Origin of the sequence: Azonexus hydrophilus (assembly GCF_038368255.1) — a bacterium.
In the GTDB taxonomy this organism is placed as follows: Bacteria; Pseudomonadota; Gammaproteobacteria; order Burkholderiales; family Rhodocyclaceae; genus Azonexus; species Azonexus hydrophilus.
In genome coordinates this window covers 3004845-3024076 of sequence record NZ_CP151406.1, presented here as the reverse complement: position 1 = coordinate 3024076, position 19232 = coordinate 3004845, and the positions used below count along the sequence as shown (strand labels likewise).

Genomic DNA, 19232 nt, shown 5'->3' with positions numbered 1-19232 from the left:
GGGCCATTGATATTCCCGAAATCGGAGTTAATCCTGCAGGATCAAATGCGGTATTGCGGTGATGAAGCGCGTTCCCTGGGCAAGCAGCTCAGCGTTTTCCTGCCTGATTTCTTCCGCGATATTCCAAGGCAAGATAAGCAAATAGTCCGGCACATTGGTGAGCAACGCATCGGGGGGCAAAATTGGAATGTGACTACCAGGCATAAACTTACCTTGCTTGGCAGGTGCTGCGTCACAAACGAAAGGTAGCAGGTCTGGTTTGATGCCTGCATAGTTCAGCAAAGTATTCCCTTTTGCTGCAGCGCCGTAGGCAGCCACCTTCGCGCCTGCCTTCTTTTTCGTTATTAGGAACGACAACAGGTCGTTCTTGATGCGATCAGCGTTGGCTTGGAAATTTGTGTATGTGTTTGGCTCTTGTAGTCCATGCGATTTCTCATTCTGCAAGATGTCGCGTACCGCCGTGGTACTGGGGCGTGTATCGTCGGCATGGCAGCCGAATACCCGCAGGCTTCCGCCGTGGGTGCCAAGTATCTCTGCGTCGTATACGCGTAGTCTGGCGGCCTGAAAAATCCGTTGCACAGTTCCCAGCGATAAGTAAGAGAAGTGCTCGTGGTAAACGGTGTCGAACTGGGAGTGCAGGATTAATTGCAGGAGGTGTGGGAACTCCAGCGTGATTGTGCCTCCAGGTTTGAGTGCGGCCTTTAACCCGCGGGTGAAGTCGTTGATGTCCGGAACATGGGCATATACGTTGTTGCCTGCAATCAGGTCTGCCTGTTTTCCCTCCGCGGCCAGTTGTCTGCCGAGGGTTTCTCCAAAAAAATTCCGCAGAACTGGGATACCTAATTTTTCTGCCGCTGTAGCGGTACTCGCCGTTGGTTCTATTCCCAAGCAGGGAATGCCAGTGGCCATAAAATTCTTGAGCAGGTAGCCATCGTTGCAGGCTATTTCGATGACGAAACTCTTGTCGTTCAGCGCGAGTGCCTGGGTAATTTTTTTTGCATACTGTGCAGCGTGGGCCAGCCAGCCAGTTGATGTACTGGAGAAGTATGCATAGTCGGCATTGAACAGGCTGTCTGCTCGTGCGTAGTCTTCGGTTTGAACCAGCCAGCAGTCATGGCAAACCTTGATCCTTAACGGGTAATAGACTTCCGGGCGGCTTAGGTCCGCCTCTGTCAGATACGCGTTCGATGGAGGTGCGTATCCAAGATCGAGAAAAGTGTGTTTGAGCTGAGTTCCGCAATGGCGGCACTTCATTGGCTTAGTCCCCGGAAATTTCTATCAATCAAAGGGTGCTTGGCATCCCGCGCTGAAAGGTCGGTGACGTTGAGTGGCCAGGAAATGCCAAGTTTCGGGTCGTCGTAGCGAAGGCCGCCTTCTGCGTCAGGGGTGTAAGATGCCGTGTGCAGGTAGAGTAGTTCGCTGTTCGGTTCCAGTACCTGAAAACCGTGGGCGAATCCTTCCGGAATGAGCATCATCCGCGAATTGGATGGGCTTAGTTCGGTGGCGTGCCAGCATAGGAAGGTGGCCGAGTCTCTCCGTAAGTCGACTGCGACATCCCAGATGCGTCCTTTCAGGCAGCGGACGAGTTTAATTTCTGCGTGCGGTGGGTACTGGAAATGTAGGCCTCTTATGGCACCAGTTAGGAAGGTGCACGAATGATTGACCTGCACAATTTTCCGTTGTCCAATCAGATGAGCCAGTGTGCGCTCACAATAAAGCCTGGTGAATACTCCACGCGCATCCTCGTGCGGTGAGGTTTCTACCAGCATCAAGCCGGGAATGGGCGTCGGCTGGATGTTCATGGACGGGCCCATTCATATTTCGCTCGGATGGCATCGGCGATGTAGGTGCCTAGTTGTTCGCGACTGATGATTGTTTTTGTCTCAAGCCAGGAGCGATACCATTCCGCAGTCTTGACAAGTGTGGTATCGAGGTCCCAGACAGGTTGCCATCGAAGAATTGTTCTTGCCTTGGTGCTGTCGAGATGAAGCCTCATCGACTCGTGCGGCTGCGTGTTTTCAGTGAGATGCCACTTCAGCGAAGGCCACTGTCGGCGCATCTTTTCAAGTACATCGACGACAGTTCGGTTGCCTTCTATATCTGGGCCGAAGTTCCAAGCCTCCGCGAAAGCTATATCTCCAGCAAGTAGTTTCTGACCTAGGACTAAATAGCCGCTCAAGGATTCAAGTACATGTTGCCAGGGACGCGTTGCCAGGGGCGAGCGGATTTCAAGTGAGCTATCGGCGCCATGGGTCCGGATCAGGTCTGGTATGAGGCGGTCCTCTGACCAGTCCCCTCCGCCGATTACATTGCCAGCTCGGGCTGTTGCCAGAAGGGGGGATGAGAACGTATTGAAGAAAGCGCTGCGGTAGCTTGCGGCGACCAGTTCTGCCCCGGCTTTGGACGCGCTGTATGGGTCGTGACCACCCAGTCGATCATTTTCCCGATATCCCCATGGCCATTCGCGGTTTTCGTAACACTTGTCGGTGGTAATGGCGATGATGGCTCGTAGGGCGGCTAGCCCGCGACAAGCTTCGAGCAAATTGGCCGTGCCAATGACGTTGGTTGTCCAGGTTTCCAGAGGGGCCTTGTAGGCTCTTCGCACCAAGGGTTGAGCCGCTAGGTGGAAAATGATTTCCGGTTGGCTTTCTTCTAGTGCCTGCTCTAGGGGGAGCGGTTCGCGGATGTCGATTCGTCGATCATTAATCGCAAGATTGAGCAGTTCCCAGTGGTTGGGATGTGCTTCCGGAGCCAACGCAATACCCGTGACTTCTGCTCCAAGTTCTTGAAGCCATAATACAAGCCAGCTGCCTTTAAAGCCGGTATGGCCGGTGACCAGCACACGTTTGCCTCGATAAATGTCACCAAAAAGCTTCATTCCCAAATTTTCCAGGGGGCGTTTCCTGATCCCCATAGTTCCTCAAGTAAATTCTTGTCTCGCAGTGTATCCATAGGCTGCCAGAATCCGTGGTGCTCGAAAGCCATCAACTCCCCGTCCGTTGCTAGCTTTGTTAGTGGTGTTTCCTCCCAGCTGCTCTGGTCATTCTTAATCAGGTTCAAGCATTTCGGGGAAAGTACGAAAAATCCGCCATTTATCAAGCCGCCATCGCCGCGTGGCTTTTCAACGAATGAGTTTACGCGGTGGCCGCTACACTCTAGTGCTCCATATCGTCCGGGAGGAAGAACCGCGGTAATGGTTGCATCTTTGCCATGCATGCGATGGAAGTCGATGCTCGCCCGAATGTCGATGTCGCTGACACCATCGCCATAAGTAAAACAAAAAGCATCTTCATTTTGGACGTACTGGGCAATGCGCTTCAGACGGCCACCGGTGAGCGTATTCTCTCCTGTGTCTACTAGTGTCACCCGCCATGGTTCTGCATGCCTTTCATGCACCTCCATCCGGTTGTTTTGCATGTCAAATGTAACATCTGATGTATGGAGAAAATAATTGGCGAAATACTCCTTGATCACATATCCCTTGTATCCCAGGCAGATAATGAAATCGTTGATTCCATGCGCAGAATAGATTTTCATGATGTGCCAGATGATTGGCTTGCCGCCAATTTCTATCATGGGCTTGGGTTTCAAATGGGACTCTTCACTGATGCGGGTTCCCAGTCCTCCAGCCAGAATGACCGCCTTCATTTGCTAACCACCCGGTTTTTCCCGGTCTGCTTGGCTTCGTACATTGCTTCATCGGCTCGTTTGATTACGCTTGCCTGATTGTCTTGGTCTATCATCTGAGTTACACCTGCGCTGAATGTGATCAGTATTTTTTCGTTGTCGTGCAGGAAAAAACGTTTGGTTAACTCGCGTTGAAGTCTTGCCAGTACATGGGAAGCATCGCCAATCTGGGTCTCTGGCAAAAGAATGATGAACTCCTCGCCACCAAATCGGGCAATCGTGTCCTGCGGTCGCAAGGTTTCGCGGCAGACTGCTGCAAGATGGATGAGTGCCTGATCGCCCGCGTCATGGCCAAGAGCGTCGTTCAGTTTCTTGAAATTGTCGATATCGAGGAGAGCAACGCAAAGCACAGTGTCGTGGCGTTGTGCGCGAGCCACTTCCTTGTTGAACATTTCTTCCAGACCGTGTCGGTTAAGGACACCGGTTAGCTGGTCATGGCGCACAAGGTCGCTGGTTTTTTCCAGTTCCATTTCTAGTTCGCGGATGCGCTCTTCGGATGTCTTGACCTTTTCCTGGGTGAGTCGAAGTTCGTCGCGGGAACGTTGCGCGTTGATCTGGATGTTGCGGGTTTCCCGCATGACCTCGTCGATGACGTTTTCCAGTTCAGTGATGTTGTCAGCTGCGCTGATTTTGTCCGCGTAACGTTCGATCTTGTCGTGATAGTCAGAGGTTGCATCAGCAAAATCTGCTAGATGGTCGACAAAGCCAGTCAGCATTTGCTTGATGGCTTCACGGGTTTCGAACAGGCTGGCCTTGAGCTGACTTTGTTTGAAAAGCACTTCCTTCAAGCGACGTTCAGCGTCGTCGATGGCTCGTTGCGAGAGAGGCTTCTCGATGATGTCGCGGACGACTTCAATCTGTCCGCTGAGCCAGTGATCATCAATCACCAGTTCGGTCATGTTCTCGACCAAGAGTCTCAGCAGCCCGAGCAGGCTTTTACGCAGTTCTTGCTGATCTTCGGCAAGAAGTTCGAGCTTGAAAGCAAATCGTTTGAGGCTACCTAGAAAGTCCTTGAGCTCATCGGCTTTACGAGCACGCCGGATACTTTCTGCCAGCAGCTTGGCATCATGAGCGAGCTGGGGATTTTCGATCAGTTGCGTCGCAATGGCGGTTTCCAGCGTGAAGGCGAACAGTTCGCGCAATTCGCTGAGCAGTAATGGGTCATTGTTGGATGCTGCGGCAGAGGAAACAGTTTCTGAACCCGGTCCGCTTTCTTCTTGAGCGATATCTGTGGGCTTTTCGCCTTCTCGCCCTTGTCCCCAAGAACGCATCAGGCTTTGCAGGCGGGAGAAGAGGTTGTCTGGATTGTTGGCGCTGCCGCTCAGTACATGTTCGAGTGACTCCCTTTTACGAGCAGCGGTGACGCCAGCGTGCTTGCTTTCCCACTGGCGTAGCAGTTCACCAATGAGCTCACCCCAGGCGAGTTTTTGGGAGTCAATGAGGCCGTTTATGAAGCTTGTGAGGTGCTTTTGGTAAGCTTCCCAATCCTGTGCCTTGACTGCTTCGTCGAGTTGACGTGCCAGTCGCATCTGGTCCGGGGAGCTTTTTGGCAAAGCGCCGGCGAGTGTGCGCAGGTGCTTCTCCGGAAAGTCCTTGCTGATAGGTTTCGTACCAGCAATTTCGTGATACAGCGTCTGGTAATTGTCTGGCGTCGGCGCAATACGGCGCTGTGCCAGCTGTTTGAGCGTGTCACGGGCAATTTCGAAGGGGGTTGCTGCGTTGCTCATATCGAGAGTCAGTCGATCAGCTAAATACTCGGCGCGGCTTCAATCCCATGCCTTGAAGGTCGTGCAGATGATTTGTGATACTCATTTGGAGGTGGTTTGATTCTGACTGGTACACCCAAAAACCGTGTGTAAAGCCATTCTTCGGAATAGCAGTGGAATCTCCTGAGCGTTTGATGGTTGCATTCCCAATGCACGGATTCTACATGCCATGGGCAGCAATGTGGGCGTCCTGTTTTTGTTGCTTGTTCGTAAGCGCCCGGCAAACCCATCTGTAAATTGACGCGTTAGACCTTGAAGATCGTGTCCCTTTAAAAACGATGGTGGACACTTTCGATGGAAATCCAGAAGCCAAGTCGGCGCAGGCGGCATCACCCGGAGGAATTCAAGCTGGCGGTGATTGAGGCGTGCTGCGAACCAGGTGCCTCGGTCGCCGGCATTGCGATGGCGAATGGCGTTAATGCCAATCAGGTCCGGCGCTGGATGCGTGAGCGCGGTATTGAACCGCCGACGCGACGCGTAGCGATGCCTGTGCTCGAAGCGACGCCGGCACCGGCCTTCGTGCAATTGCCGATGGCCCCGGCCATGCCGACATTGGGCGATATCCGGATCGAAGTCCGCCGGGGCAACACCGCGATCAAGGTCGAATGGCCGGTCCAAGCGTCCGGCGATTGCGCTGCCTGGTTGCGCGACTGGCTGCGATGATCCGGGTTGATGCCTTGTGGCTGTCGACCCGGCCGCTGGACATGCGGGCAGGAACGGAAACAATCCTGGCTCAGGTGGTGCGGATATTTGGCGAGGCGCAGCCGCACCATGCCTACCTCTTTGCCAACCGACGCGGCACCCGGTTGAAGGTGCTGGTGCATGATGGCTACGGCGTTTGGCTGGCCAACCGGCGACTGAACCAGGGGCGATTTCAGCTTCGCCCCGGCGATGGCCGTACCGGACTCACCCGGGGGCAGTTTGATGCGCTGATTCTTGGCCTGCCCTGGGAACGTCTGGCCGATGGCGGGGTGATTCGAGTTCTTTGATCGTCCACTATTGGGGAAGTCCACGATAGCCAGTTCGCCTTGCTGGCGGCATGATGTCGGCCATGACCTTGCCCGCCAACCTCGATCAACTCAGCGCCGACGAACTGCGCGAACTGGTTCGTCAGCAAGCCGAGGTCATTACCCGCAATGATCGGGAACTGAACTGGCGCAAGATCAAGATCGACAAGCTGACGCATGAGGTGGCGTACTACAAGCGTCACTACTTCGGCATCAAGGCAGAGCGCTTGCCGGTTGAACAAGGGCAACTGTTTGAAGAAACCCTCGCTGCCGACATGGCGGCGATCACCGAAGAACTGGCACAGCTTTCCGAATCGAAACCGAAGGGCCAAGCCAAGCGCAAACCCCTGCCGCCGGAACTGCCGCGTACCGAGATTCACCACGAACCGGAGTCGACCACCTGCACCTGCGGCTGCCAAATGCAACGCATCGGCGAAGATGTCGCCGAGAAGCTGGATTACACGCCCGGCACCTTTACAGTCGAACGCCACATCCGTGGCAAATGGGCCTGCGCTCACTGCGAAACACTGGTCCAGGCCCCAGTGCCCGCCCATGTCATCGACAAGGGCATCCCGACCACCGGCCTGCTGGCGCATGTGTTGATCGCCAAGTATCTCGATCACCTGCCGCTGTATCGTCAGGAAGGCATCTTTGGCCGGGCTGGTCTGCCGATTCCGCAATCGACCCTGGCCGAGTGGGTCGGTCAGATGGGCGTCACCCTGCAACCGCTGGTGGATGCGCTGAAGACCGAAATGCTGAGCTATCCGGTACTGCATGCCGATGAAACACCGGTGGCGATGCTCGACCCCGGCAAAGGAAAGACGCATCGGGCCTACCTGTGGTCCTACAGCATCGGCGCTTTCGAACCGATCAAGGCCGTCATCTACGATTTCGCCGACAGCCGGGCCGGCAAGCATGCCCAGGAGTTCCTCGACACCTGGCGCGGCACACTCGTCTGCGACGATTATGCAGGCTACAAGGCGCTGATTGCCGACGGCGTGACCGAAGCGGGTTGCATGGCCCATGCACGCCGCAAGTTCTTCGATCTGCACGCCAACAACCAGAGCCAGATTGCCCAGCAGGCGCTGGTCTATATTCAGAAGCTCTACCAGGTGGAGCGGGAAGTTGCCGAACTGAGCCCTGACGAACGGCAACGAATACGCCAGGCGCAGGCCAAACCGATTCTGGATGAATTCCACGGCTGGCTGACCCGCCACCGATTGCAGGTGCCCAGTGGATCATCGACGGCCAAGGCGATTGATTACAGCCTCAAACGCTGGACGGCACTCGTCCATTACATCGACGACGGTCAGGTGCCGATCGACAACAACTGGATCGAGAACCGCATCCGCCCGATTGCTACGGGCCGGAAGAACTGGCTATTCGCCGGCAGCCTGCGCGCCGGCAAACGGGCGGCTGCCATCATGAGCCTGATCCAGTCCGCCAAGCTCAACGACCATGATCCCTTCCTCTATCTGAAGGACGTCCTGTCTCGCCTGCCAACCCAGCCCAACAGCCGGATCGGCGAGTTGCTCCCGCATCGCTGGAAGCCAGAATCCGCCACCTGAATCAGAAATCAACCTGGGTTTGCCGGGCGCTTACGCTTGTTCGGCCCTGAGTAGGGCTAAGTCTCATTGAAGCAGGCTGCGCCATAACTTCAGTGTGACCTTTCCTTTGGCCAGCAATGGGAGACCTTTTCCGTGCGCATCGATCGTGTTGGGCGGATCGGTGGCTTCCTTAAATCGTTTTCCTCGGGGTTAGAGCATAAGGAATCGACGTAGAATCTTCAGGCCGACGTTCCCGCTTTTTTCGGGATGAAACTGACAACCAAGCACATTCTTGTTGCTGACTACCGCCGTGATGGCCCCTCCACTAGATTGGCAATCAGCGATTCGGAGCAGGGCTTGGCTAGGCTGCGCCATGAACGAATGAACAAAATAAGCGGCCTCGCCAGGGTTGATGTCGGCTAACACTGTTCCCTCCCAACAGCAGCTATTAAATGGGTGCAGCGCCTTCCACCCGATGTGAGGAAGCTTGTTCGGTTGTCCGTCGGCCCCCTGAGATGGTATTTCCACAACGCTACCGGGGAGCAGGGCAAGGCCGGCGGTTTCACCGAATTCTGTGCTTTTCTCGAAGAGTAGTTGCATACCTAGGCAAATCCCGAGTAGAGGTGTTCCGCGGTTGGCGATTTCGCGAATGACCGCGACGAGCCCGCGACGGGCAAGTTCCTCCATTGCGTAGGGAAAGGCGCCAACGCCAGGTAGTACTATCCGGTCGGCTAGCCGAATGAGCTGTGGATCGGCGCTGACCAGAACCTTTGCGCCGACATGCTCAAGGGCGCGTTGGACGCTGAGCAGATTTCCCATGCCGTAATCGATGATGGTGACTTCAGGGGGGCGCATATTTCCTCACATTGATTCCTGCGCGATGCGCCGTTTCGCGGATGTCTCCGAGAGATGCCCGGTTGTAGTGCAGGATGTCGGCCATGGCGACGGCGTCGGCGCCACCCTCAAATACGACGCTCACCACGTCGGCGGGCTGTCCCAGTCCGCCGCTTGCAATCACCGGCACCGAGACGGTCGAGGATACGGCGAGGGTTAGTGCTACGTCTAAGCCCTTGCGTGTACCTTCGCGATCAATGGATGTCAGCAGTATCTCCCCGGCACCCAGTGCAACGGCTTCGCGGACCCAGTCGACGACATCCTTTCCTGTCCGCTCGCGGCCGTTGTCGGTGTAGGCTTCCCATCGATCGGGCCCGACTTGTTTGGCTTCGACTGAGAGCACCATGCACTGGCTGCCAAAACGTTTGGCGATGTCGGAGATCAGTCTGGGATTGGCTAACGCAGCGGTATTGACGGCAACCTTGTCTGCTCCGGCACGAAGAACATGGGTCGCGTCATCGACAGTGCGGATGCCGCCACCCACCGTCATCGGGATGAAAATGTCGCGGGCCGCCAGCCCAATGAGGTCGGCCAAGTGATTACGGCCGTAGAGGCTGGCGACACAGTCCATATAGATCAGTTCATCGGCACCCTGCAAGTAGTATTTGAGTGCGTACTCTTGAGGCGAACCGATCACGCGCAAGCCCTCAAGGTGGATGCCCTTGATCAAGTTCGGGCCCTTGATGTCCAAGCGCGCGATAAGCCGGACGTTGCGCGTATTGCTCACTCAGACTTCCATACTGCGTGTTTGAGGCGCCATTCGTCGTCGCGCTTTTCCCACAGATGCGGGGAACGAAATTTGTCGACGGTGGCGTGGAATTCTTCTTCGCTGATTGAGATGTAATCGAGAAACTCTTTGAAGTATTTGCGAGGAAATTCCTGATCGTAGCGACGTACGAGCTGGACACCCTCTTCGCGCGTGATCTTGCCGTTACGAATCTCCTGTGCAGCGTCGTAGGTGGCGCGGCCGATCCCGAATTTGATCAGCGTTGTGTAGTAGTGGAACATGTCGACTCGGTCGTCGATGCTACTGTACTTGGAGTAGGTCCCTTCGGTGCGCTCGGTGTTCGCCTGAAAGCCAGTGTTCTCAACGGCGTAGTAGTAACACTCTTGCGGATCCCATTTGAGGTAATAGCCGAGATAGTGCACCTCGATGCCCTTGCTTTCCAGATAGTCGGCGCTTGGCGGAATATAAGGCGCGAAGTCATGTGGCTTGAACTCGCCTTCGGCGATGATTGCTTCAATCGACTTTCCCCCGAGAACAATGTCTTCTGGGCGACCCGCCGAAAAAAACTTTCGGTCCATCGTCGGCACGTAGTTTTCATCCGGGTTGTTGCCGTATTCAGCTTGATTTTCGCCATACATCACCAGCGGTACGTCGAATTTTGTGGCCATCAGTGGACCGATGATGCGTTGGCCGACGATGAAAGGCTGGAAGGGATGCAGCAGGTTCAGAAAGGCCATGCGCGTCAGGTAGCGGTGAAGGCGGCCGTTCGGCGTAAACAGAATGTTATCCAGGCCGCCGATATGCATCCAGTTCTCGAAATTCTTCCAGCCGATCTCGGTGTATTTGTGCGGTGCCCAGGTTACGGTCAGCGGATTCATGCCGTAGCGGTACTTGAGAACGTGGGCAGTATAAGCACTGTCCTTGCCGCCGCTACCCGGGACGATCACGTCGTAGCCGCTACCGTTGCTCCGGTGCTTGTCGAGGAGGGCGACGAGCTGCTGTTCACGCCGAGCCCAGTCAATTGTCGAGGCCTTTGCATCGTTGTAACGGCAAGCGTCGCACACACCGTCCGCGTCAAAGCCGATGGTGGCTTTCTTTTCGTCGCGCTTGTGCTGGAACTCAACCGTTGAGCTCGGACGCTGATTGGAGATGACGCAGCATTTGCAGAACAAGACCTCTTCGGGTAAGCCAAAGTACGCAATAGACATGATCAGTTTTTACGGCCAACAAAGAAAAATTCGGTTGCGGGCAGGGCTCCGGTATCGACAAGGATTCTGTCCATTTCCTTGAGGAAGCTAGCGGCGAGCGCGTTGGTCGTCTCGTCGTAGCGCAGGCCGCCAATGAATTCGTGGAAGAATGCATAGCGCCACTCGAAATGCACTTGAGCAAAGAGTTCGTTGAGCAGTGGATACATTTGGGTATAGCCTGCTTCGTTATCGTTTACCGATTGCAGGTTGCCACCATCTTCTGATTCGTAGCGCAGGCCGTGGTAAAGCTTCTCGACTTCGGCCGCAATAGCGTCGGGTTCGCTACGCAAGGGGATGTCTCGGTAGAAATTGTTACCTAACGAGAGCAATGTCGAGAGCAGCAACGAGAATGCTGCGTTGCTTTTTGCCACGCGGTCGCGCGCTGGCTCATGCACCAATATCAGCCCGCCCGGCTTGAGCAGGTCGCGCGTCCGTTGCTGGATGGCTCGCTGATCGGTGAAGTGATGCAGTGCGCCGAGGAAGACAATTGCATCGAAGCTCTCGGTGTGTAGTTCGGGATGGAAGAGATAATCGCCAGCGATGTAGTGCAGTGCCCCGCGTTCTCCTCTCCAGGGGTCGCTGTCGGCGACCTGCTGGGCGACCTCTATGCACCTGCTTGACAGGTCCAAACCGACGACTTCGAAGCCGCTACGAGCCAGTTCCAAGCTCAGATAGCCTGGACCACAGCCGACCTCTAGCACGCGCACTTCAGCCGCGCTGCGCCCGGTCAGACGCTTGATGGCGTCACGAATCAGTTCGTACTGTTCAATGAAATCGAGTTTTACAAATTCTGGGCGGCGCCAGGAGTTGTTGTAAAAATAGTCGCAGGGTTTCGCGCGGCGGAGGTCTGGTATGTGGCCATTGGATACTCGCTCCTCGATCTGGGAGTCAAAGGCCTGAGCTTCTTGCTTGAGGTTGTTGCGGTCCTGAGAGGAGTTCATTTCGGCATGGTCAAATTGGGTGTCGAAGATTCGCTGGGGATAGGCCTACATGCAGTCGACGAAGTACTTTTGTATGTCTCTGTCCCAAGTCGCAATGTCGCGCAGTATCTGGTGGAAAGCCAAGGCGCTGTTGCCATCGCCAAACAGTGTGCGCGGCGTCCGTGGGATCGATGGCACGCGTGCGATGGCATCAAGGATGTCACGCTTTGTGATCATCACCTCCATGACAGACGGCGTCTGTACCCGCTTGTGCTGGCGCGAGCCAAGGTTGATCGTGGGTACGCCGAAATGGGGGGCTTCCCGGATGCCCGCACTAGAATTGCCGATAATGTACTGGGCGTGCTTTAGCAGCGTGAGGAAGTACTCGAAGCGCATCGACGGGTAGATGGCGATGCGATTGCTGTTACGTAGACGCGTGTATTCATTGAGTATGATGTCGGTTCCGTGATCGTTGTTTGGGTAGAGAACGACAAAGTTTTGCCCAGTTTCGAGAATACTGTCGACTAGCACAGCAACCTGCTGACGAATCAGCTTGATTTCGGTTGTGACCGGGTGAAACATAAGGATTGCGTACTCGCCGAAATCAAAGCCGTAATAGCCTCGCACCTCTTCAAGTGATGGCAGATTCGCCGAGTTCATGACGTCGACGTCCGGTGAGCCGATGACGTGGATCGTTTCGCTACGCTCTCCGAGTTGAACTAGGCGCTTTCTGGCTTGTTCGTTGGCGACGAAATGCAGATGCGACATTTTCGAGATTGAGTGCCGGATCACTTCGTCGATCGTTCCCGAAACCTCGCCTCCCTCGATGTGAGCGACGCGGATATTGTTGAGTGCACCAACAAGCGCGCCGGCCAGTGCTTCGATCCGGTCGCCGTGTACAACGATCATCTCGGGTAGCATTTCCTTGACGTAGTCGGATAAGCCAGCGACGGTCTTGGCCAGGACCTGGTCCATCGAATCGTTTTCGTTCTGATTGATGAACCGGTAGAGGTTGAGTAGGCCAGCTTTGCGTACCTCATCCCAAGTCGATCCGTACTTGGAGAGCATGTGCATGCCAGTGATGAATACATGCACCTCGAAGTGCTCGTCAGCCTGCAGGCGTAGCATGAGTGACTTGAGCTTGCCGAAGTCAGCTCGGGTTCCTGTCAGGAAGATTATCTTGCGGCGCTGCAGTGAGCTCATTGCGAAACGTCGGTGCTTTTCAACTGGAAGCCAGCGCGAATATTGGCTGCTGCTCTCCTGCCAAGTAGGGACTCGTAGTCGGCAGACGTGAAATCGCCGCCACCGGGGCGTTTTACCCAGATGTTATTCTCATTGAGTGGCTCGCCGGTGGAAATGTCGCGAATCGCGACGACAGACGCGAAGGCGAACGCGATTGTTGGCTTTTCCGCCGCGACAGCGGTTTTTTCGCCGCCGCGAGCGGACCAGATTACGCGGGTTCCGGTGATCAGATCTTTCAGCGCTGCGGGGTCCATCGAGCAGACGATGTCCGGTCCGGGCCTGCTCATGTGATCGGTAAAGTGGCGCTCGACAATAGATGCGCCGAGCGCAACTGCGCCGAGACAGGTGTAATTCGAGACGGTGTGATCCGACAGGCCGACAATCGCGTCGGGGAAGGCGTCCTGAAGTATCTGCATGGCGCCGAGTCGGACTAGTTCAGGTGGCGTCGGGTAGACGTTTGTGCAGTGGAGAAGCGCGAACGGCACCTTGGCTGCACGCAGTATCTCGACTGAGGGGCTGATTGAATCGATGGTGTTCATGCCGGTGCTCATGATGACTGGCTTGCCGGCTTGCGCGATATGGCGGATAAGCGGGTAGTTGTTGCATTCGCCAGAGCCAATCTTGAAGGCCGGCACGTCAAAGCTGATCAGCCGGTCCGCCGCCGCACGCGAAAATGGTGTGCTGATGTAGATGGCGCCGCGCGAGAGTATGTGATCCATCAGCACGCGTTCGTCAGTTTCGTCGAGCGAGCAGCGTGCCATGATCTCATGGATAGACTCCTCGGCGTTGCCCGGAATGACCCACCGGGCTTCCTCGGACATTTCGTCATTGACGATATGCGTCTGGTGCTTGATGATTTCAGCCCCGGCGTCAATGGCAGCATCGGCCATGGTGATCGCTGTTTCGAGCGAGCCTTCGTGGTTGATACCAATCTCGGCGATGACGACTGGCGGGTGTTCTGGGCCGATGCGACGCCCATTGATGATCAATTCGCGCGACATAGTTTCTCCACCATGGCAAAATCTTCTTCGGTATCAATGTCGATGCTTTCCTGTTCGGACATGATGTAGGGGGCGCCGCCGTTCGATGGGATACTGGTACGTGCGAGAAATTCGGCGAGCGGGAAGATGTAAATCGCCCCATTGGGATGGAAAGCTACAGGCAGAGTCTGGCGGTTAGCGTTGGTTAGGTGCTCGTCGAACAATGATTGAAGTCGCCCGTCGGCCGTCAACGTGAAGGACTTGAACGGCGTCTTTTTTAACTCGGTGACACTAAGGCAGATGTTGCTATCGGTCGACGTCATTACGGTAAAAGCTGCGTCAATGTGATTCCCCGTTCGCAATGGTGAGGTTGGTTGCAGGAAAACGAGATACGGGTTTTCGGCAGTTAGCTCTTCTGGAATCTGACGTACAAAATCCCAGACAACCTCGCTGGCAGTCGCTGAATCAGTGGCAGCACTGGCTGCCCTTTGGACGACGTCTGCTCCCATTTCACGAGCCAGCCGGAGAGCATCGGCATCGTCCGAGGAGACGTAGACTCTGTCGATCCGGGCAGCATCATGTGCAGCTTGAATTGTGTGCGCCAACAAGGGTTTGCCGAGGAGCATGCGTAAATTTTTCTGCTTGACCCCCTTGGATCCTGCACGCGCCGGAATCAGCGCAATTACTACTTTTCCCTTGAATGCCATGGCTGCCTGACTATGATTTGTAGAAAATCGAAGCGTTCAGATCGAGAAGGCTTGGAATACGTTCGCACAAATTCTTTTCGTCGATCCCGACAAAGCAGTGCAAAGCTGATTTTGCCCTGTTGCGTTGTCTGCTGGTAACGCGGTGCTGGCAGGCCTACCGCTTCTCCGGCTAGTATCTTCGACTCCGGTTCCCTACGTCAATCGGCAATCTTGTGTAGAGGGGGGGGAGGTGTCGGCTGAAACGCCGGCGTGTTTATGCGAATGACTTTTCTTCGGTCCCGTTCGATAAGAGGCATAGCAGCCCGCCAAAATGCATCCGTTAACATCTGCGATTAAGTTGAGCGAATAGGAGCAAAGACATGGAAGGTGAAGAAAAAATTTTTAGTGAAAACTTGGCGGTTTTGGCAAAACGATGGCCAAGTTTGGCTCAGATGGTGCTTGCTCAAGATATTGGGTCTTTGGCAGTGGATTTGCGTAAGGGAATTGAATCTACCATAACTATTAATGGTATCCAGTTGAGTAGTCGCCATGACAGAATAGGAGAAGCGCGTTTACAGGCTGAATCTCTCCAGGGGAGTTGCCCATTTGTTTATCTCTACGGGCCTGGACTTGGTGAATTGCCCCGGGCTTTTCTGAAGAGGTCTGATGTGCAGAAACTCGAAGTTAGAATTCTAAATGAGAAAATTTTCGCGCTAGTCATGCACTTGGTGGATCAGACAGATTGGCTGGGTAGTCCTCGAGTGTCGTTGGCAATGGCGGGAGATGATCGAAATATATTCCTGCCATTTTTTGCTTCGCCGCCTGAGTTGACTCTGGCCAGTGACACAAATGCAAAAATCCGTGATCGGCTTGTCTGTCAAATGACAGCCCCATTCATGAACAAGGATTTCTTACCGAATGACTTGAATCTTCTGGCGCGAGTTGAGAGTAATCGCACGCTGTTGGCCAGTGATGGAGATGTGTCGGAATTCTTTAATTCCCGGCCAGGTGACGAAGCATGGGTGATCGCCACGGGCCCTAGTTTGGAGCGGCATTTTGAACAAATTTGTGCGTCACGTAATCAAGGAAGTGCCCCGTTTCTGATAGCGGTGGACAGTGCTTTGGTGCCTTTGCACAAGCATGGAATTCGGCCGGATATTGTGGTTTCAATTGATAAGCTTATGAATGCACATATCCTGCCCCCGGATATTTCGGATGGTTTGCCCTTGGTGTATTTCCCTTTGCTTGAACCTGCGCTGCTAGAGGCATGGAAGGGGCCTCGATATGCCGCTTACTCAACTAACCCGCTTTACTCAAAGTTGAAGAGGGATGTTCCTAAGGGGGAGCTATTTGTTGGCGGCAGTGTATTGCATGCGGCGGTTGATCTTGCTGTGAAAATGGGTGTGCGGAGATTGGTGCTTTTTGGTGCTGATTTTTCCTACGTCGAAGGTAAGTTTCATGCTGATTGGGATCCTGGGGAAATAGCGCCAGATATGGAGCCATTGGAGTGGGTGTTAAATGGCCACGGTAAACGAGTCGGGACCCAAACAAATCTGCGGAATTATCTTTGTGCTTTGGAGGATTATGTTGCATTGCATCCTGATGTTATCTTTTTAAACACGTGCCGTGATGGGGCATGGATAGCGGGAACAGACTATCATCCGGAGCTTGTTGCATGAATAATATCGCGGAATGGATATCGACTGCTCGTAATATCGCAGTCCAGTGTCGTTTGGGTATGACTCTGGAGGCAGGCGTTGCAATAACAGGCTTTCTTCCGGTAATGGCAAATGAGTTGATTGAAAAAATTGATGGCGATTTTATTGTGTTGATTAATGATTTGAATAAATGTCACAAAAATTCGGATTGGTTAGGGGTGGCAGACTGCCTTGAATTTGATTTGGTGATATGGCTTGAAAGACTAAATTCAGCGTCAGGGTGATTTATATGTCCTTGACCGCGCCGAGGCAACTCAGGAGGCCGTCAAGGCAAACGCGCTAGGCCTGTTGCTGAAATCAGGTCGATGCCCGGATCAGTTGCAGCAGTTCCTCGCCGTAGTGCTCGATCTTGGCGCTGCCCATGCCGGTGATGCCGGCGAGCAGGCCGTGGCTGAACGGCCGGCATTCGGCGAGTTCGCGCAGGGTCTTGTCGTGCAGGATGACATAGGCCGGCACACTCTGTTCGCGCGCGGTGTCGGCGCGCCACTGGCGCAGGCGCTGGAACAGCGCGGCGTCGGCGGGCGCCAGGTCGACCAGCGGGGCGCGGCTGCTCTTGCTCGGTGCGCTGCGTCTCTTCGTTGGCCGGCGCAGTTGCACGCTGCGCTGGCCCTTGAGCACTTCGCGTGCCGCTTCGGTCAGTTGCAGTGCGCCGTGTTCGGTCATGTCGACATGGACCAGGCCGGCAGCGGCGAGCTGGCGGAAGACGCTCTTCCATTCGCGCTCGTCGAGTTCGCTGCCGACGCCGAAGGTCGGCAACTGGTCGTGGCCCCATTGGCGCATCTTGTCGCTGGATTTGCCGCGCAGCACGTCGATCAGGTGGCTGACGCCGAAGCGCATGCCGGTGCGGTAGATTGCCGACAGGGCCTTCTGCGCGGCCTGGGTGCCGTCCCACAGTTCCGGCGGTTCGGCGCAGACGTCGCAGTTACCGCAGGGCTGGCGCTCTTCGCCGAAATAGTTGAGCAGCACCTGGCGTCGGCAGCGCGGCGCCTCGCAATAGGCGAGCAGGGCGGTCAGGCGTTGCGATTCGAGGATTTTCTGGCCTTCGCCGGCACCCGATTCGGCGATGCGCGCATGCTGCAGGGCGACATCCTGCATGCCGTAGGCCATCCAGGCTTCCGACGGCTCGCCGTCGCGGCCGGCGCGGCCGGTTTCCTGATAGTAGGCTTCGATGCTCTTCGGCAGATCCAGGTGGGCGACGAAGCGCACGTCGGGCTTGTCGATGCCCATGCCGAAGGCGATCGTCGCGCACATGACCAGACCGTCTTCGCGTAGGAAACGGCGCTGGTTGGCAGCCCGCTCGTTGGCCGGCAGGCCGGCGTGGTAGGGCAGTGCCGGGTAGCCTTGAGTGGACAGCCAGGCGGCGGTTTCCTCGACCTTCTTGCGCGACAGGCAATAGACGATGCCGGCCTGGCCTTTGCGCCCGCCAAGGAAGACGAGCAGCTGCTGGCGCGCGTTGTCCTTCTCGACGACGGTGTAGCGGATGTTCGGGCGGTCGAAGCTGGACAGGAAGACGCGCGCTTCGCCCAGGCCCAGGCGCTGCAGCATCTCGTTCTGCGTCGCCCGGTCGGCGGTGGCGGTGAGCGCGATGCGCGGCACCCGCGGGTAGCGTTCGTGCAGCGCCGACAGTTGCAGGTATTCCGGGCGGAAATCGTGCCCCCATTGCGACACGCAGTGCGCCTCGTCGATGGCGAACAGGGCGAGCTTGCCGGCTTCGCAGAGGGCGTCGAACATGGCCAGGGTGCGGTCGAGCATCAGCCGTTCGGGGGCGATGTAGACGAGGTCGAGCTGGCCGGCGAAGATCGCCTGTTCGACAGCTTGCGCTTCACGCCGGTCGAGCGTCGAGTTGAGCACGGCAGCGCGCACGCCGAGCTGGGTCAGTGCGTCGACCTGGTCCTGCATCAGTGCGATCAGCGGCGAGACGACGATGGCGCAACCTGGGCGCAGCAGCGCCGGAATCTGGTAACACAGGCTCTTGCCACCGCCGGTCGGCATCAGCACCAGGGCGTCGCCGCCGCCGGCCACATGGGCAATGATCTCGGCCTGCTCGCCGCGGAAGGCGGGGTAGCCGAAAACATCGCGCAGGATGTCGAGGGCGCTGCCGTTCTGCTTCATTGGGCGAGCGGGCGCAGGATTTCGCGGTGTAGCGCTTCGCCGTCCCAGGCCAGGCATTCGCCGCAGTCCTCGTGCCAGTCGGAGAGCACCCAGCGTTCGACGTGGATGCCGTCTACGATGTGATCGTGCCTTGCCGGCTGGTGCGTATGGCCGTGGATGAAGGTGGCGTAGCCGTGCTGGCGAAGAAAGTCCTCGGTCGCTGCCGGCTGCAGGTCGGTGTAGGGATTTTCCTTGGCGCGCTGGCTGGTTTCGGAGACTTCGCGCATGTGCGCGGCGATGGCCCGGCGTTCGCTCAGCGGTTTGGCCAGCAGAGCCGCCTGCCAGGCCGGATCGCGGACCTGGGCACGGAAGGCCATGTAGTCGGTATCGTCGAGGCAGAGGGCGTCGCCATGGGCGAGAACGAACTGCCATTCGGCGGTGGACAGAATATAAGGTTCGCTGATCAGGCGGACGCCAGCGCGGGCGGCAAAGCCGTCGCCGAGCAGGAAGTCGCGGTTGCCATGCATGACGCTGATGGCCAGGCCGGCATCGCTGGCGGCACGCAAGGCGGCGATGATGGGCGTGTGGTAGGGATCGTCGATGTCATCGTCGCCGATCCAGGCTTCGAAAAGATCGCCGAGGATGTAGAGCTGCTCGGCCTGGCGGGCGCGGCCGGCAAGAAAGTCGAGGAACAAACAAGTCGCCCCGGGTGACCGGGGC

Annotated in this window: 19 protein-coding genes; 5 read left to right on the top strand and 14 right to left on the bottom strand. The window is 56.2% G+C overall.

Going from position 1 to position 19232, the window contains the following annotated elements; translation table 11 throughout:
- Positions 1-27 precede the first annotated feature (27 nt).
- The 5 genes from AADV58_RS14595 to AADV58_RS14575 are packed head-to-tail and all read right to left on the bottom strand — an operon-like array spanning position 28 to position 5414.
- On the bottom strand, positions 28-1254 hold the full coding sequence (locus AADV58_RS14595) for a class I SAM-dependent methyltransferase (RefSeq protein ID WP_341743523.1): 1227 nt from the start codon (positions 1252-1254) through the stop codon (positions 28-30).
- Positions 1251-1802 carry a dTDP-4-dehydrorhamnose 3,5-epimerase gene (rfbC, locus tag AADV58_RS14590; protein ID WP_341743522.1) on the bottom strand — a complete coding sequence of 184 codons (552 nt, stop codon included), beginning with the start codon at positions 1800-1802 and terminating at the stop codon, positions 1251-1253. The genes AADV58_RS14595 and rfbC overlap by 4 nt, the downstream gene beginning before the upstream one ends.
- Positions 1799-2878 carry a CDP-glucose 4,6-dehydratase gene (gene rfbG / locus AADV58_RS14585; protein WP_341743521.1) on the bottom strand — a complete coding sequence of 360 codons (1080 nt, stop codon included), beginning with the start codon at positions 2876-2878 and terminating at the stop codon, positions 1799-1801. The genes rfbC and rfbG overlap by 4 nt, the downstream gene beginning before the upstream one ends.
- Positions 2875-3648, bottom strand: a complete 774-nt coding sequence (gene rfbF / locus AADV58_RS14580; protein WP_341743520.1) for a glucose-1-phosphate cytidylyltransferase — start codon at positions 3646-3648, stop codon at positions 2875-2877. Before rfbF ends, rfbG begins: the two co-directional genes overlap by 4 nt.
- Entirely contained in the window at positions 3645-5414 is a 1770-nt protein-coding gene (locus AADV58_RS14575; RefSeq protein WP_341743519.1) for a diguanylate cyclase, read from the bottom strand. The genes rfbF and AADV58_RS14575 overlap by 4 nt, the downstream gene beginning before the upstream one ends.
- Positions 5415-5747: 333 nt before the next feature.
- Here AADV58_RS14575 and AADV58_RS14570 point away from each other — a divergent pair, with 333 nt between their 5' ends.
- From AADV58_RS14570 to tnpC, 3 genes are all read left to right on the top strand, one after another.
- The gene (locus AADV58_RS14570) at positions 5748-6116 is read left to right on the top strand and encodes a transposase (protein ID WP_341743518.1); all 369 of its coding nucleotides are present in this window, start codon (positions 5748-5750) and stop codon (positions 6114-6116) included.
- The gene (tnpB, locus tag AADV58_RS14565; protein WP_341743361.1) at positions 6113-6442 is read left to right on the top strand and encodes an IS66 family insertion sequence element accessory protein TnpB; all 330 of its coding nucleotides are present in this window, start codon (positions 6113-6115) and stop codon (positions 6440-6442) included. The genes AADV58_RS14570 and tnpB overlap by 4 nt, the downstream gene beginning before the upstream one ends.
- Positions 6443-6504: 62 nt before the next feature.
- Positions 6505-8028, top strand: a complete 1524-nt coding sequence (tnpC, locus tag AADV58_RS14560; RefSeq protein WP_341743362.1) for an IS66 family transposase — start codon at positions 6505-6507, stop codon at positions 8026-8028.
- A 189-nt stretch (positions 8029-8217) separates the two neighbouring features.
- Here the strand turns inward: tnpC and hisH are convergent, their stop codons facing one another.
- From hisH to AADV58_RS14525, 7 genes are read right to left on the bottom strand one after another with little or no spacing between them, the layout of a single operon-like run.
- Positions 8218-8862, bottom strand: a complete 645-nt coding sequence (hisH, locus tag AADV58_RS14555; protein WP_341743517.1) for an imidazole glycerol phosphate synthase subunit HisH — start codon at positions 8860-8862, stop codon at positions 8218-8220.
- The gene (locus AADV58_RS14550; RefSeq protein ID WP_341743516.1) at positions 8849-9628 is read right to left on the bottom strand and encodes an imidazole glycerol phosphate synthase cyclase subunit; all 780 of its coding nucleotides are present in this window, start codon (positions 9626-9628) and stop codon (positions 8849-8851) included. Before AADV58_RS14550 ends, hisH begins: the two co-directional genes overlap by 14 nt.
- Complete coding sequence (locus AADV58_RS14545) at positions 9625-10836, bottom strand: N-acetyl sugar amidotransferase (RefSeq protein WP_341743515.1); 1212 nt, start codon at positions 10834-10836, stop codon at positions 9625-9627. Before AADV58_RS14545 ends, AADV58_RS14550 begins: the two co-directional genes overlap by 4 nt.
- 2 nt (positions 10837-10838) lie before the next feature.
- Entirely contained in the window at positions 10839-11816 is a 978-nt protein-coding gene (locus AADV58_RS14540; RefSeq protein ID WP_341743514.1) for a class I SAM-dependent methyltransferase, read from the bottom strand.
- A gap of 45 nt (positions 11817-11861) precedes the next feature.
- On the bottom strand, positions 11862-12998 hold the full coding sequence (gene neuC, locus AADV58_RS14535; RefSeq protein ID WP_341743513.1) for a UDP-N-acetylglucosamine 2-epimerase: 1137 nt from the start codon (positions 12996-12998) through the stop codon (positions 11862-11864).
- Positions 12995-14038: an N-acetylneuraminate synthase family protein gene (locus AADV58_RS14530; RefSeq protein WP_341743512.1), complete on the bottom strand. Its 1044-nt coding sequence runs from the start codon at positions 14036-14038 to the stop codon at positions 12995-12997. Before AADV58_RS14530 ends, neuC begins: the two co-directional genes overlap by 4 nt.
- Positions 14023-14724, bottom strand: a complete 702-nt coding sequence (locus AADV58_RS14525; protein ID WP_341743511.1) for an acylneuraminate cytidylyltransferase family protein — start codon at positions 14722-14724, stop codon at positions 14023-14025. The genes AADV58_RS14530 and AADV58_RS14525 overlap by 16 nt, the downstream gene beginning before the upstream one ends.
- Before the next feature lie 359 nt (positions 14725-15083).
- Between AADV58_RS14525 and AADV58_RS14520 the strand changes: the two genes are divergently transcribed.
- The gene (locus AADV58_RS14520; RefSeq protein ID WP_341743510.1) at positions 15084-16382 is read left to right on the top strand and encodes a motility associated factor glycosyltransferase family protein; all 1299 of its coding nucleotides are present in this window, start codon (positions 15084-15086) and stop codon (positions 16380-16382) included.
- Positions 16379-16645, top strand: a complete 267-nt coding sequence (locus AADV58_RS14515; RefSeq protein ID WP_341743509.1) for a hypothetical protein — start codon at positions 16379-16381, stop codon at positions 16643-16645. The genes AADV58_RS14520 and AADV58_RS14515 overlap by 4 nt, the downstream gene beginning before the upstream one ends.
- Before the next feature lie 73 nt (positions 16646-16718).
- On the opposite strand, the gene recQ is transcribed toward AADV58_RS14515, so the two are convergent.
- Positions 16719-18533: a DNA helicase RecQ gene (gene recQ / locus AADV58_RS14510; RefSeq protein WP_341743508.1), complete on the bottom strand. Its 1815-nt coding sequence runs from the start codon at positions 18531-18533 to the stop codon at positions 16719-16721.
- On the bottom strand, positions 18530-19207 hold the full coding sequence (locus AADV58_RS14505; RefSeq protein WP_341743507.1) for a UDP-2,3-diacylglucosamine diphosphatase: 678 nt from the start codon (positions 19205-19207) through the stop codon (positions 18530-18532). The genes recQ and AADV58_RS14505 overlap by 4 nt, the downstream gene beginning before the upstream one ends.
- Positions 19208-19232 lie beyond the last annotated feature (25 nt).

What these genes read in the sequence shown, in the direction of transcription:
- AADV58_RS14595 (WP_341743523.1), bottom strand. Translation starts at nt 1,254, where the DNA reads ATGAAGTGCCGCCATTGCGGAACTCAGCTCAAACACACTTTTCTCGAT.
- rfbC (WP_341743522.1), bottom strand. Translation starts at nt 1,802, where the DNA reads ATGAACATCCAGCCGACGCCCATTCCCGGCTTGATGCTGGTAGAAACC.
- rfbG (WP_341743521.1), bottom strand. Translation starts at nt 2,878, where the DNA reads ATGAAGCTTTTTGGTGACATTTATCGAGGCAAACGTGTGCTGGTCACC.
- rfbF (WP_341743520.1), bottom strand. Translation starts at nt 3,648, where the DNA reads ATGAAGGCGGTCATTCTGGCTGGAGGACTGGGAACCCGCATCAGTGAA.
- AADV58_RS14575 (WP_341743519.1), bottom strand. Translation starts at nt 5,414, where the DNA reads ATGAGCAACGCAGCAACCCCCTTCGAAATTGCCCGTGACACGCTCAAA.
- AADV58_RS14570 (WP_341743518.1), top strand. Translation starts at nt 5,748, where the DNA reads ATGGAAATCCAGAAGCCAAGTCGGCGCAGGCGGCATCACCCGGAGGAA.
- tnpB (WP_341743361.1), top strand. Translation starts at nt 6,113, where the DNA reads ATGATCCGGGTTGATGCCTTGTGGCTGTCGACCCGGCCGCTGGACATG.
- tnpC (WP_341743362.1), top strand. Translation starts at nt 6,505, where the DNA reads ATGACCTTGCCCGCCAACCTCGATCAACTCAGCGCCGACGAACTGCGC.
- hisH (WP_341743517.1), bottom strand. Translation starts at nt 8,862, where the DNA reads ATGCGCCCCCCTGAAGTCACCATCATCGATTACGGCATGGGAAATCTG.
- AADV58_RS14545 (WP_341743515.1), bottom strand. Translation starts at nt 10,836, where the DNA reads ATGTCTATTGCGTACTTTGGCTTACCCGAAGAGGTCTTGTTCTGCAAA.
- AADV58_RS14540 (WP_341743514.1), bottom strand. Translation starts at nt 11,816, where the DNA reads ATGAACTCCTCTCAGGACCGCAACAACCTCAAGCAAGAAGCTCAGGCC.
- neuC (WP_341743513.1), bottom strand. Translation starts at nt 12,998, where the DNA reads ATGAGCTCACTGCAGCGCCGCAAGATAATCTTCCTGACAGGAACCCGA.
- AADV58_RS14530 (WP_341743512.1), bottom strand. Translation starts at nt 14,038, where the DNA reads ATGTCGCGCGAATTGATCATCAATGGGCGTCGCATCGGCCCAGAACAC.
- AADV58_RS14525 (WP_341743511.1), bottom strand. Translation starts at nt 14,724, where the DNA reads ATGGCATTCAAGGGAAAAGTAGTAATTGCGCTGATTCCGGCGCGTGCA.
- AADV58_RS14520 (WP_341743510.1), top strand. Translation starts at nt 15,084, where the DNA reads ATGGAAGGTGAAGAAAAAATTTTTAGTGAAAACTTGGCGGTTTTGGCA.
- AADV58_RS14515 (WP_341743509.1), top strand. Translation starts at nt 16,379, where the DNA reads ATGAATAATATCGCGGAATGGATATCGACTGCTCGTAATATCGCAGTC.
- recQ (WP_341743508.1), bottom strand. Translation starts at nt 18,533, where the DNA reads ATGAAGCAGAACGGCAGCGCCCTCGACATCCTGCGCGATGTTTTCGGC.